Source organism: Rhodococcus sp. Leaf278, assembly GCF_001426085.1.
GTDB lineage: Bacteria > Actinomycetota > Actinomycetes > Mycobacteriales > Mycobacteriaceae > Rhodococcoides.
Genome location: NZ_LMRR01000009.1, coordinates 112,507 through 125,565, shown reverse-complemented (window position 1 = coordinate 125,565; position 13,059 = coordinate 112,507). Strand labels below are relative to the sequence as shown.

General features: G+C 64.5%; 10 protein-coding genes. 6 read left to right on the top strand and 4 right to left on the bottom strand.

Features of this window, described 5'->3' with window-relative positions; all coding sequences use genetic code 11:
• Window positions 1-28 precede the first annotated feature (28 nt).
• Both ASG84_RS10765 and styD read right to left on the bottom strand, forming a co-directional pair.
• Window positions 29-1,558 (bottom strand): GMC family oxidoreductase, encoded by a 1,530-nt coding sequence (locus ASG84_RS10765; RefSeq protein WP_057477019.1) that lies wholly within the window; start codon window positions 1,556-1,558, stop codon window positions 29-31.
• A gap of 56 nt (window positions 1,559-1,614) precedes the next feature.
• The gene (gene styD / locus ASG84_RS10760) at window positions 1,615-3,099 is read right to left on the bottom strand and encodes a phenylacetaldehyde dehydrogenase StyD (RefSeq protein WP_057477018.1); all 1,485 of its coding nucleotides are present in this window, start codon (window positions 3,097-3,099) and stop codon (window positions 1,615-1,617) included.
• A 292-nt stretch (window positions 3,100-3,391) separates the two neighbouring features.
• Here styD and ASG84_RS10755 point away from each other — a divergent pair, with 292 nt between their 5' ends.
• Genes ASG84_RS10755 through ASG84_RS10745 form a run of 3 tightly spaced genes read left to right on the top strand, consistent with a single transcriptional unit; the run spans window position 3,392 to window position 6,415 of the window.
• The gene (locus tag ASG84_RS10755) at window positions 3,392-4,450 is read left to right on the top strand and encodes a carbon-nitrogen hydrolase family protein (protein WP_057477017.1); all 1,059 of its coding nucleotides are present in this window, start codon (window positions 3,392-3,394) and stop codon (window positions 4,448-4,450) included.
• Complete coding sequence (locus tag ASG84_RS10750; RefSeq protein ID WP_082520928.1) at window positions 4,443-5,444, top strand: phenylacetaldoxime dehydratase family protein; 1,002 nt, start codon at window positions 4,443-4,445, stop codon at window positions 5,442-5,444. The genes ASG84_RS10755 and ASG84_RS10750 overlap by 8 nt, the downstream gene beginning before the upstream one ends.
• A 20-nt stretch (window positions 5,445-5,464) precedes the next feature.
• Window positions 5,465-6,415: a helix-turn-helix domain-containing protein gene (locus ASG84_RS10745; RefSeq protein ID WP_057477015.1), complete on the top strand. Its 951-nt coding sequence runs from the start codon at window positions 5,465-5,467 to the stop codon at window positions 6,413-6,415.
• Between the two features lie 10 nt (window positions 6,416-6,425).
• Here ASG84_RS10745 and ASG84_RS10740 read toward each other — a convergent pair whose 3' ends face one another.
• A complete protein-coding gene (locus ASG84_RS10740; RefSeq protein ID WP_057477106.1) occupies window positions 6,426-7,403 on the bottom strand; it encodes an alpha/beta hydrolase in 978 nt (325 codons plus the stop codon).
• A 245-nt stretch (window positions 7,404-7,648) separates the two neighbouring features.
• Between ASG84_RS10740 and ASG84_RS10735 the strand changes: the two genes are divergently transcribed.
• On the top strand, window positions 7,649-8,101 hold the full coding sequence (locus tag ASG84_RS10735; RefSeq protein WP_156399461.1) for a MarR family winged helix-turn-helix transcriptional regulator: 453 nt from the start codon (window positions 7,649-7,651) through the stop codon (window positions 8,099-8,101).
• Window positions 8,098-8,478 (top strand): DUF5313 family protein, encoded by a 381-nt coding sequence (locus tag ASG84_RS10730; protein ID WP_057477013.1) that lies wholly within the window; start codon window positions 8,098-8,100, stop codon window positions 8,476-8,478. The genes ASG84_RS10735 and ASG84_RS10730 overlap by 4 nt, the downstream gene beginning before the upstream one ends.
• Here the strand turns inward: ASG84_RS10730 and ASG84_RS10725 are convergent.
• Window positions 8,472-10,853: an ATP-binding protein gene (locus tag ASG84_RS10725; protein WP_057477012.1), complete on the bottom strand. Its 2,382-nt coding sequence runs from the start codon at window positions 10,851-10,853 to the stop codon at window positions 8,472-8,474. The genes ASG84_RS10730 and ASG84_RS10725 overlap by 7 nt on opposite strands.
• 123 nt (window positions 10,854-10,976) lie before the next feature.
• On the opposite strand from ASG84_RS10725, the gene glgX reads away from it, so the two are divergent.
• Complete coding sequence (glgX, locus tag ASG84_RS10720; protein ID WP_057477011.1) at window positions 10,977-13,019, top strand: glycogen debranching protein GlgX; 2,043 nt, start codon at window positions 10,977-10,979, stop codon at window positions 13,017-13,019.
• Window positions 13,020-13,059 lie beyond the last annotated feature (40 nt).

Sequence of the window (13,059 nt, the reverse complement as noted above, 5' to 3'; positions counted from 1 at the left end):
AGCGCACGCCGCCTCACCCGACTACGAGCTACTTTCCTAGGATCAGATCCGAGGCCCGCTCCCCCACCATGATCGACGGCGCGTTGGTGTTGCCCGACGGCACCGTGGGCATGATCGACGCGTCCGCGACCCGCAGTCCTTCGACGCCGCGGACCCGAAGATCGGCTCCGACAACGGCATCGACGTCCGACTCGGCTCCCATCTTGCAGGTGCCCACCTGGTGGTGGTACGTGCCCGCGGTTTGGCGAACGTAAGCCCGAAGGTCGTCACGAGTACGCGCGCTCGGTCCCGGAACCACCTCGGCCTTACGCCACGGTGCGAACGCGTCGGATGCACCGATCTCGCGGCAGATCTCCACCGCGTCGACCATGGCCTCGAGGTCGTACGGATCGGCCAGAATGTTGGGATCCGCCAGCGGCAGCTCACTCGGGTCCGAGGACGCCAGTCGCAGCGTGCCACGCGAGCGCGGAGCCACGATTCCCGGAGCGATCGTGTAGCCGTTCTCGGGCACCGGGTATCCGTCGGCGGGGTAGGGAATGTGCATGAACAGCGGCTGCAGATCGGGTGCGGCACCGGCCCATCCGTTACTGCGGGCGTACAGCTGCGCCTCGAGTAGGTTGTTCGTGCCGGCTGCGAGCGGCTCGAGGGACTCGTAGATGTTGCTGAGCAGCAGGTGGTCGTGCAGATTCTCGCCGACCCCCGGCAAGTCGACCACGGTGTCGATCCCGTGTGCACCCAGGTGATCGGACGGCCCGATTCCGCTGAGCATCAACGTCTTCGGTGAACCGATGGCTCCGCCGCACAGGATCACCTCGTGATCGGCGAACGATCGCTCCAGCTCGGCACCGCCGCGGCTGAATTCGATTCCCACCGCGCGGCCGTTCTCGAGCACCACTCGGTGCACGAGAGCACCGGTGGTCACCGTCAGGTCGGGATTGTCCAACACCGGGCCGACGAAGCTCTTCCAGGCGCTCATCCGCTCACCGTCGCGAGTGGTGGTGTGGTTGTACCCGGCACCCACCATCTCGTCGGCGTTGAAGTCGTCGATCAGTTTGTGACCATGTTCGACGGCCGCGTCGATGAAGGCCGCCGCCAAGGGGTGCGGGGTACCCATGATCGACACCGGCAGCGGGCCGTCACCGCCGTGGAACTCGTTGGCACCGAGTTCGTGCGACTCCGAACGCTTGAACAGCGGTAGCACGTTCTCCCACGACCATCCGGCGTCACCGGTGGCCGATGCCCACTCGTCGTAGTCGCTGGAATGCCCACGCACGTAGATCATTCCGTTGAGGGACGAGCTACCACCGAGGACGCGTCCGCGCGGCCAGAAGATTCGCCGATCGTTGGCGTGCTTCTGTGGGGTGGTGAACAGTCCCCAGTCCTGCGAGCCACCCAACAACGTCGGCCAGCCCTGCGGGGAGTGAATCGCCGGGTCGGTATCGACGGGACCGGCCTCGATCACGTGCACGGTGTGTCCCGCGTCGAGAAGCCTCCTGGCGATGACGCTTCCTGCTGATCCTGCTCCGACGACGATGTAGTCGGTCGACTTTTCTGTCATGACGTCTATCCTTTTGTGCTGGTGTGATTATGGGGTGTCGATGGCGGGCCGGTCGACTACAGAACGATCGTGACGACCTTCTCCTCGGTGTTGGCCTCGATTCCGGCCCATCCGAGTTCACGGCCGGTACCACTGGACTTCATGCCGCCCCAGGGGAGGGCGGGATCGATTGCCGCCCAACCGTTCACCCATACCGCGCCGGAACGAACCTGCGACGCCAGGGTGTGGGCCCGCGAGACGTCACGCGTCCAGATGCTCGCAGCCAACCCGTACACCGTGTTGTTGGCGATGGCGATGGCCTCGTCGGCGGTGTCGAAGGGAATCACCGTTCCGACGGGTCCGAAAATCTCCTCCTGGGCGATCTTCATGTCGTTGTCGGCGTCGGCGAAGATCGTCGGCTCGACGAAGTAGCCGGCACTGTCGGGACGTCCGCCGCCGGCCGCCACTCGCGCTCCGCCGTCGCGTCCGGCCTGGATGTACCCGAGAACGCTGTCGCGCTGCTTGGCGTTGACCAGTGCGCCCATCGTCGTCGACGGATCGAAGGGATCGCCCAGCACCTGAGCCGATGCCGCAGCGGACAGTCCGTCCACCACCTGCGAGTACAGCGAGCGATGCACCAGAACTCGGGTTCCGGCCGCACACACCTGACCCTGGTTGAAGAACAATCCCATCGCGGTTCCGTTGATCGCCGCCTCGAGATCCGCGTCCTCGAGAATGATCTGCGGGGATTTGCCGCCGAGCTCGAGCGTGGTCCGCTTGAACGTATCGGCAGCTTTCTTCGCGATGAGCTTGCCGACGCGGGGGCTGCCGGTGAAGCTGATCTTGTCGACGTCCGGATGGCCGACCAACGCGTCGCCGGTCACTTCCCCCAGTCCTGGAACAACATTGACCACTCCGGCAGGTACGCCCGCCTCGCCGATCAGACGAGCCAGATGCAGGATCGACAGCGGGGCGTCCTCCGGCGGTTTGATCACCACGGTGTTTCCCGCCGCCAGCGCAGGCGCGAGCTTCCACCCGGCGATCATCAACGGGGTGTTCCACGGGACGATCATGCCGATCACGCCGACGGGCTCGCGAACGGTGTAGGAGTGCGTCGGCTGCCCGAAGTAACCCGCAGTGGGGATGGAGCTTCCGGTGATCTTGTCGGCCCACCCGGCGAAGTGTCGGAAAGTGGCTGCGGCATTGGGGATGTCGAGCATCGCCGGCTGACCCACCGGCTTGCCGACATCGAGAGCCTCCAGCCGCGCCAGCAGATCCCCGTCCCGCTCGATGAGGTCGGCGATCCGGTTGAGCAGCTTCCCGCGGACTGCTCCAGGAGTCGCGCCCCACTCACCACCGAGCTGGGCACGGGCCGCGCGGACCGCTGCATCGACGTCCGACGCGGTGGCCGCAGCAACCTCCGCCAGGGGCTGTTCGGTGGTCGGGTTGATATCGGTGAAGGTGCCTCCGTCGGATGCGCCATGCCACTGCCCTGCGATGTAGAGCTCGGTGGCGGTTCCGGTCGGCAACGACGGTGCGGCCGATTCCTGTACTGCAGTCATGTTTCTTGGCTCCTTCTCGGGTGCCGATCGCGGCACCTGTGGCGTGTCTTTTCCAGATTGCGCCCGGTCCTACCAGAAGGTCTTGTGTGATCGCGCACACATTGTGCGACAGACGCGCACCGCCGATCGACCTCCACGCGTGACGATCGTGTGTCGAGACACCGAGACCCGATTACGACCGTGTTTCGCCGCCCCGGCATGCGACGCAGAGTCAATTTTTCCGACACTTCGAGGCCATCGAACGGCCTTTCAGCAGGCAAAACTGGGGCACTCCCCAACGAAAGGCCCTTGCATGAACCACCATCAGTTCCGCGCCGCAGCAGTTCAGGCCGCGCCGATCTTCCTCGATCTCGACGCCTCGATCGACAAGGCGATCGGCCTGATCGAGGACGCAGCTCGCGCCGGAGCCGAGCTCGTCGCGTTCCCCGAGACCTACCTGCCCGGCTACCCCTGGTACATCTGGCTCGACGCACCGGCATGGGGATTCCAGTTCACTCAGCGCTATTTCGACAACTCACTCGAGTACGGAACTCCGCAGGCAGCTCGAATTGCACAGGCCGCCAAGGACAACCACATCATGGTCGTGATGGGTCTGAGCGAGCGATACAAGGCCAGCCTCTACATCGCCCAGTGGATCATCGACGCGGAAGGCAAGACCGTCGCTATGCGCCGCAAGCTCAAGCCGACTCACGTCGAACGCACCGTGTACGGCGAGGGAGACGGATCCGATCTGTCGGTGTACGAGACCGACCTCGGACGCGTCGGCGCACTGTGCTGCTGGGAGCACTTGCAGCCGCTCTCGAAGTACGCGATGTACGCCCAGAACGAGCAGGTTCACATCGGAGCGTGGCCCAGCTTCTCGCTGTACACCGGGGCGGCCTATGCCCTCGGGCCTGAGGTCAACACGGCTGCCAGCCGCATTTACGCCGTCGAAGGCGGCTGTTTCGTCATCAGCCCGTGCGCGACCGTCTCGCCCGAGATGATCGACATCATGTGCACCGACGACGCCAAGCGCGCGATGCTCGCCGCGGGCGGCGGTCATGCCCGCATCTTCGCGCCCGACGGCCAACTGATGCACGAGCCGCTTGCACCCGACGAGGAGGGCATCGTCTACGCCGATATCGACACCAGTCTGATCTCGATCGCGAAGGCCGCCGCCGACCCCGCGGGCCACTATTCGCGTCCGGATGTGACGAGACTATGGCTCGACAAGACTCCCGGCGACCGCGTCGTGTCGGGAGCGCAGCCCGTCGCGAACGCGCGCTACGACTTCACCGAGGACGTCGCCGCCGAGGTGCGTCTCGAGATCACCGAGCAGCTCGCTCACGATGAGGACGCTGCCCGTGTCTGAACTCGAATCCGCGATACCCGACCATCTCGTGGTTCCACGGTCGTGTCCGCGCAGAACACCCGACAGCTACCAACCACCCTTTCCGTCCTACGTTGCCCGCTTTCCGGTATCCACCGAACGAGTCGTCATGGGCTACTTCGGAATACAGGGCATGCCCGACGCCTCCCCGTGGGGTGACGGAGGCCCATCCCGGTCGGACCGGGCGCGCTACACCGACGAGGAAGGTATCGACACGACAGTGTTCATCGGCTACTGGGACGATGTCGCAGCGTTCGACCGGTGGTTCGATACCGTCGGTCACCGATGGACGAGCGTCCGAGGTCGCTTCGTCGAAATCATCAGACCGACCGTCGACCGGTACGAGACGCTGTTCTCCTCGACCGGACGAATGGAAGGTGTTGCCACTCTCACTGATTCACTCAGTGGAACCATCGAGGAGCATGCCTACTGGGGCGGGGTTCGCGATCGAATCCCGTTGTCGCAGAGTGACTCACTCGCTCCCATCGGGGAGCCTCAGGTCGTACGCGACGGCGACAGAGTCAGGATCGTGCCGCAGGAGAACCTCTGCCTCATCCGATCCGGGCAGGATTGGGCCGACACCGCTGGGTCCGAGCGGGAGATGTACCTGCGAGACGTCGAACCGGTGTTGCGTGCCGGCATGGACTTTCTCCGCGACGACGGACTGGCCATCGGCTGCTTCGCCAACCGGTACATGACCGTCGTGACCGACGACGGCACCGATACCGACAAGTCGTTCGGCATGAGTTGGTGGCGCAGCCTGAGCGACCTCGAAACATGGGCCGAGTCGCATCCGACGCACGTCGCGATCTTCGGTGCCGCGCTGAAGTATCTGTCGACGATGGGGCCCGCGGCGGCGCTGAGGCTCTATCACGAGGTCACTGTGGCAGCGGCAGACGAGCAGTACTTCGAGTACTTCGGCTGCCGCGACCGCACAGGTCTGCTGCGTACCGCTGCGGAGCGTTCTACCCTGTGACGAGACGGGAGGTACCTGACATGGCCGAACCACTGCGCACCGACTCGGTCGACCAGGCAGACAGCGTCGATTTTTGGACGGCTGCGGTGAGTAGGACGTACGTCGATCTCGAGTGCACCATTCCGGAGGACGCGTCGGCGATCACCGGACACATCGAGTCCACCGGACTGGCAACGCTCGGATTGTCCCGAGTGTCGGCGACTGCTCAGACCGTGCTGCGGACGCCTGCAGGTATCTCCCGAACCAGTGACGACTACTTTCTGGTCAGCGTGCAGACATCGGGAACCGGGCTGATCGCCCAGGACGAACGGACGGCAATACTGGAGCCCGGAGATTTCGCGCTCTACGACTCGACACGTCCGTACACCCTCCGCTTCGACGACCCCTTCTCCCAATACGTGCTGATGCTCCCCGGAGCGACGCTGAGAACGCTCGTCCGGGACACCGGTTCACTGACCGCGCGGGCGGTGTCCGGGCGACACGGGGCAGGAAAGCTACTTGTCAGCATGATCTCGTCGATCATGGACGATGCCGACATGAGCGCGGCCTCTACCGAGGCCGTCTCGCAAAGCGTCGAGTACATCCTGGTCGCAGGCCTGGTCGGGCTGACCGGTGTCGAGAAACCTGCACCGTATGCGGCGTCCGAGAGACTCGGTGAGATCAAACGCGCGATGACCGCGCGACTGCGGGATCCTGATCTGACCGTGACGGAAGTGGCTGCTTCCCTGCACTTGTCGCTGAGCACGGTGCACCGTGCCTTTGCCGGTGAGCCGTGTACCGCCAGCGAGTGGATCTGGATGCAGCGACTCGATGGCGTCAAACGTTCTCTGTGCGAACCTCAGAATTCCCGCACGACCATCGGAGCCCTGGCGGCATACTGGGGGTTCACCGACCCGGCACACTTCAGCCGCGCGTTCCGGGCCCGCTTCGGCTGCACCCCCAAGGACTTTCGCGACAGCAACCGCGATTGAACCGGCGAACTCAGATCCCGAGCGAGCCTGCCAGCGTCGGCCAACTCTTGGGCAGCTGGTCCACCCAGTAGGGCCATGAATGGGTTCCGGTCTCGGTGAAGTCGAAGGTCGCCGGGATGTTCAATTGACCCAGTCGGTCGGCGAGCCGGTGGGTGCAGTAGTTCGCGCCCACCTCGATGAGTCCGCCGACCACTACAACATCCAATGCCGACGCGCTGTCGAAACTTTCGTGCGGTCCGGGAGCGCCGGTTCCCACCGACACGTACACGTCGGTGCCGCGCAGGCTCTCGGCGTTGACGACCGAATCATGTTCCGCCCAAGCGGGATCGAGAGGCCCACCCCACATGTTGTCGGCATTCCCACCGAAGGCTCCGACGATCGCTCGAATACTCGCCTGGCCCAACGGTTCCGAGGATGCAAAGCACCCACTGTAGGACGCCACCCCGGAATAGACATCCGGGTTACGTGCGGCCAGCATCATGGCCGATTGAGCACCCATCGACAGGCCTGCGATAGCGTTGCGCCCATTGCCGTCCACGGCTGCGTCGATCAACGGCGGGAGTTCCTCCGTCAGGAACGTCTCCCATTGGTAGCGGCCGAGTTTCGGATCGTCGCGTTGCCAGTCGGTGTAGAAGCTGCCGGGGCCGGCCAGCGGCAGTACGACGTTGACGTTCTTGTCGGCGAAGAACTCGGCTGCACCACCTTTGCGCAGCCACATGCTGTTGTTCGGATCCTCTTCACCGATACCGCTGAGCATGTACAGCGTCGGACGAGATCCCGCCTTCACGGCCGGGGTCAACACCTGTACCTCGACGACGCCGCCCATGGCAGGCGAGTCCACGCTCAGCGTGCGCAGGGTGTCGGACGCGATCGCAGTGTCGACGATGCGAGCCGCAGACTCGACTGGATCGGCGGCAGCCACACCGAGGGAGGTCAACGACAGCGCCGCGGCGACGACGAACGGGGTGAAGATGCGTCGACGACGCATGGCGATCCTCTCGGGATGTGTCCGTGGGAAACAGCGAATCGACACGGAGCATCGCACACGTTCGGACGGGATGAAACGTCGAATGCGATGTTCACCGAATCGGACCGACCGGAACTCTGCCTGCACGCCACCTTCGAAGCCAATCCCCTGTTTCGCAACACCTTTCGGACGCAACCCTGGAACTGGGCGAGATTGTTAGTGCACGAATCATTAGGGCACTAACCAAATCTGCTAGCCTGGTCCAGGTGGCCACCACCGAGGACCCGCTCGCACTCGATCGGCAGGTCTGCTTCGCACTCGCCGTCGCCAACCGTGCTGTGCTGTCGGTGTATCGGCCGCTACTCGAGCCGATGGGGCTGACGCATCCGCAGTATCTGGTGATGCTGGCACTGTGGGGCGAGTCGCCGATGTCGGTCAAAGCCATCGGATCGACGTTGCAACTCGACTCCCCTACGCTCTCACCGCTGCTCAAGCGTCTGGAATCGATGGGATTGCTCACTCGCACTCGCAGCGCCGAGGACGAACGCGTCTTACTCGTCGCGCTCACCCCGGCCGGGGCGGCACTGAGAAGCAAGGCCGAAAAAATCCCGCCCGCCGTCGTGGACAAGCTCGGCGCGTCTCTGTCCGAGCTGGACGAGCTGCGCCGCGTCCTCACCCGTGTCAACGACGCAGCCATCGCAGCAGGAGCACTGTCATGAAAAAGGACCGCAACCGTCCGTCCTTCGGCCAATGGCTGGCCTACGCCGTCCTCGGCCGCAAGCTGCCGGATTCACAACAGGACTGGGTTCGACGCGATCTCGTCGGGCCGGGAGCGACGCCGCGTCACATCCTGCGGTCGATGATTCCCTTCCTACCGATCTTCATCGGATTCTTCGTCCTGTTTCCCGGAGCGATCTGGCTACGCGCCTCGATGGTGCTGCTGAGTCTGCTGCTTGCGCTGTTCTACACCGCCGCCTACATGGACCAGAACCGCGCCCGACGCCTCGAGATCCACGGGTTACCGGCCGATCTGAAGAGTGCCAAGAAGACGGCCGAGATGGAACGCGAGCGCGAGAACTACCGCCGCAATCACTGACCGTCGCTGCTGAGCCCGGCGGTGAAGTCGTCGGCGATCATCGTCGCCAGGTCTCGGGCTTTGCGGTTGGTGTTCTGCGACAGCTCGGTCAGCTGCGCGAAGGCCGCGTCGGCGTCGATGCGGTACACCGACATCAGGATTCCGACGGCTCGGCCGATGGCGGCGCGGGTATCGAGAGCGTTGCGCAGCGTCGCCGTTTGGTTGTCACTCTCCTCGATGAGTTCTTCGCGCATGCGGGAGAGCTCGAGGTGTACTCGAACGCGGGCCACCAACTCACGATCGTGGAACGGTTTGACGATGTAGTCGTCGGCACCGCGGCTCAAGCCGTCGAGCACGAAGTCGGTGCCCGCTCGCGCGGTCAGCAGGATTACCGGAACTCGCTGCAGTGCGGCGTCGCGTCGAATGTCGTCCACCAGGTCCAGGCCGCTACGGCCGGGTAGCAAGACGTCGGTGAGCACCAGCCCCGGTGCCGTCGAGCGCGCGTGCTCGAGTGCAGACTCCACGTCACCCGCCGTCGTGACGGTCCAGCCCTCGTCCGTCATGAGCCGGACGAGATAGTTGCGCATGTCGATGTTGTCTTCGACGAGCAAGATGTCCGCGCGATCGACGGTGACCGGTGCCGTGTCGTGCGGGGCAAAGATCGCCGACACCGAGTCGGCCGCGGCGACCGGTAAGTCCACGGCCGCGGCCGATTCGACGGGCTGTCGAGGTACGACCACAGTGAAGGTACTGCCGACACCGACCTCACTGTCGACGTCGATCCGTCCCCCCAGGGCCGTGATCAGATCGGATACGAGCGCAAGGCCGATTCCGGACCCCTCGATGCTGTGCGCACCGGACCGCTCGACTCGGTGGAACCGATCGAATATCCGAGCCAGATCGTCTTCGGGGATGCCCAGACCGGTGTCCGCGACGACCAACCGAATCGCGTCCGCGTCTGTGACGAGCCGCACGGAGACGCGACCTGCCGGGGTGTACTTGACGGCGTTCGCGACCAGATTGAAGACGACCTTCGCCCACATCTCGCCGTCGGTGAGAACCACGCCGTTCTCGGCCGCGTCGATGACGAGCTCCAACCCCTGATCCGACGCGACGGCCGCGAACATCGACGCGCAGTCCCGTGTCACCGCGGCCAGGTCGGTGGGCTCGAGCCGAGCCCGCAGCTGACCGGCATCGGCACTGACGACGTCGAGCAGATCGTCCACGAGACGCCGAAGCCGAGCCGACGCGCGATGCACGACGTCGAGGGAGTCCCTGTCCGAGTCGGTCAGGTTCGACGTGGTGCTCTCGCGCACGGACTCCAACGGGCCGGCCAGCAGGGTGAGGGGAGTTCGAAACTCGTGCCCTACGTTCTCCAGCAGTCGAGTCTTGGCCTCGTCTGCCTCGGCCAGCGCCGCGACCCGACGTCGTTCCATCTCGAAAGCGTGCGAGGCAGTCAGCGCCGTGGACATTCGCTCGGCCACGGCAATGAAGAACGAGATGGCAGAGTCGTCGCCGGCCCGAAGTGCGTCGACTCCGACCAACAAGGCTCCGATGGGTCGAACGCGTCCGGCCAGCGTCAGTGGAACGATCACCGCATTCGCGACAATTCCGTCCACCTCGACGCAGGCGCGGGGCACGCGTCCGTCCGAGACCTCGACGACGGCCGCAGAATCCCAGGTAGCTTCCTCGAAGCCGACTGCACCGGCTGTCGCGATGTGGTCGATTTCTCCGTCGTCGGCGAGATCGCGTCGCAGATAGGCCGCCACCAGCGGGAACTCGCTCGGCTCCAAGCCGAGCGCCTCGACCGCCGCGCGGCAGATACCGACCGGACCACCGGTGTCGTCGCCGGTCAGCGAGCCCAGGGCGAGGAGCGCACGCATACGGCGCTCACCGAACACCTGCATCGTCACCTCGGTCGTGGCAACGAATACACCCAGCACCGTGCGACCAGGCCCGAAGATCGGGCTGTACGAGAAGGTCCAGTACGTCTCCTCCGGGTATCCGTAGCGCTCCATGACGAACAGCTGCCGAACACCGTGCACTGCCTCGCGGCCGTCCATCACCTGGGCGCACAGTCCGCCGACGTAGTCCCACATTTCGGACCAACATTCGCGGGCCGGCTGACCTGCAGCATCGGGAAACTTGTCGCCGAGAAAATCCGTGTAGGTGTGGTTGAAAATCTGCACCAGGTCGGGTCCCCACCAGATCAACATCGGGATCGTCGACGGCATGACCGTGCGAATGGCCGTCACCAACTCCTGCGGCCACTGCTCCACCGGGCCGAGCGGGGTCGCGGTCCACTCGATCTCGCGAAACCGAGCGTCGGTGGAGTTGTCACCCGGGAACAGCTCGTCCAGCCGGGCCGAACTGCCGTCGAGTTGTGGGGAATCCATCGCCTCGTCCTTCGATACCAGCGTTCCGCTGGAACTCGGCGGGCGCAATCTCGGCGTCGATTGTAGCCGAGCGCCCGGTATGCAGGCGTTTCGCTCATCCTCCGTGGGGGTACTGGGCCGAGCATGCCCTCCTCATCAAGTCTCCCGTACCCCCTGGGCGTCTCACGTCTGTCCGACGACGGTGCCAACCTTGCCGTCTACTCCGAAACGGCGGACTCGGTGTCCGTGGTCGTACTGAACGACGATGGAACAGAGCGCAGTACAACTCCGTTGACGCTACGCACCGGCCACGTGTTCCACGACCTGGTTCCCGATGTCACGCCGGGTGCCCGCTACGGACTCCGGGTCGACGGCCCATGGGATCCCGCCTCGGGCCTGCGGCACAATTCCGCCAAGCTGCTCCTCGACCCTTATGCCACCGCCATCACCGGGCAGGTCGACTGGAACGAATCGGTGTTCAGCCACCTCCACGCCGAGCCCGAGACCCGCAACGACGAGGACTCGGCTCCGTACATGCCGTATTCCGTTGCAGTGCAGTCGAATTTCGATTGGTCCGGGGACGAGTCGCCGCGCACACCGTTGGATCGCACGGTGGTCTACGAGGTACACGTCAAGGGTTTCACTGCAACCAATCCTGATGTGCCCGAGGACATTCGAGGAACTTATGCAGGCCTGGCCCACCCGGCCGCAATTGCGCATCTGAAGCGAATCGGAGTCACGGCAGTCGAGCTACTGCCGATCCACCAATTCGTCCAGGATTCACACCTGCTGGAAGAAGGTCGACGCAATTACTGGGGATACAACTCCATCGGCTTCTTCGCCCCGCACAACGAGTACAGCAGCACTGGCGACACCGGCGGCCAGGTGGACGAGTTCAAGGCTCTGGTCAAGGCCATGCACGAGAACGGTATCGAGGTCATTCTCGACGTCGTCTACAACCACACCGCCGAGGGCAACCATCTCGGACCGACCCTCTCGCTCAAGGGAATCGACAACGGCTCGCACTACCGGCTGGTCGACGACGACCGAAGTGCGTACTACGACACCACCGGCACCGGCAACAGCCTCAACGTCGGTCACCCCGCCGCACTGGCGCTGATTCTGGACTCCCTGCGGTACTGGGTGACGGAAATGCACGTCGACGGCTTCCGGTTCGATCTGGCAAGTACCTTGACGCGCCAGGATTCCGGCTTGGACAAGCACAGTGCGTTCTTGGATCTGGTGCACCAGGATCCGACTCTTGCCCCGGTCAAACTCATCGCCGAGCCCTGGGACACCCAGGGTTACCAGGTGGGCGGCTTCCCGGCTCGCTGGTCGGAGTGGAACGGCAAGTTCCGCGACGACGTTCGTGACTTCTGGCGCGGCGAGAGCGGCGCGCTGCCGGCCCTGGCGCAGCGCGTCACCGGTAGCCCCGACGTCTACGAGAGCACCCGTCGACCCACGTTGGCGAGCGTCAACTTCATCACCGCACACGACGGATTCACGTTGGCGGACTTGAACTCCTACGACGAGAAGCACAACGAGGAGAACGGCGAGGACAGTCAGGACGGCGAGTCCGACAATCGCTCGTGGGGTTGCGGTGCCGAGGGCCCGACCGACGACGAGGGCGTCAATGCACTGCGCGCCCGACAGCAACGTAATCACCTTGCGACGCTTCTGCTTTCGGCCGGCGTGCCGATGATTCTCGGCGGCGATGAGCTGGGCCGCACGCAGGGCGGCAACAACAACGCGTACTGCCAGGACAACGAGGTTTCCTGGTTCGACTGGAGCACAGCCGACCAGGATCTCATCGACTTCACCACGCACCTGATTGCGCTGCGCACCGAGCACCCGGCCCTACGTCCCACGTGGTTCCGCCACGACAGCGATTCCGCGGAAGAGGGCGTCGGACCCGATACCGTCGATTTCTACCGAGCCGACGGCGAGAAGTTGTCCGACGAGGACTGGTCCGACGGCAACGCACACAGCATCCTGGTCCTCATGCGCGCAGGCGAGGGAGATGCGTCGTTCGCCTGGATGGTCAACGCCTCACCCGGAACCGTCGAGTTCACTCTGCCGGAGGGGCATTGGACTCAGTCCACGTCCAGTGATCCGGATCAGGCCTACGAGGCGGGCGGTCCGTCGATCCTGATTCGTGAGCATTCGTTCACGTTGTTGCAGGGGTAGGTCGCGAGCGCGGTGGCAGCGGTCCCCTCGACGGGATCTG